The 240-nt window shown below is 38.8% G+C and carries 1 tRNA gene; it reads right to left on the minus strand.

The window, feature by feature from the left end:
* Positions 1–140: 140 nt before the first annotated feature.
* Positions 141–216, minus strand: a tRNA-Ala gene (locus Q3287_RS19605).
* Between the last annotated feature and the right edge of the window lie 24 nt (positions 217–240).

The raw sequence follows: 240 nt of genomic DNA on the forward strand, positions 1-240 counted from the left end.
CGCCAACAAACAAACTTCACATTCGTTCAGTTTATTCTGTTGCTTAAAGTGCTAACGCACAAGCTTGTATAAAAATAAGCTTAAAGTGCAATGTAAGAGTCTACTAGATAAATCAAAGATTTAAGTAATATGCTCTTAAATGGTGGAGATGAGGAGAGTCGAACTCCTGACCCCTTGCTTGCAAGGCAAGTGCTCTCCCAACTGAGCTACACCCCCAAATATGAAGTTCATAAAGAACTT

Origin of the sequence: Clostridioides sp. GD02404 (genome assembly GCF_045898275.1) — a bacterium.
Classification (GTDB): Bacteria; Bacillota; Clostridia; order Peptostreptococcales; family Peptostreptococcaceae; genus Clostridioides; species Clostridioides difficile_A.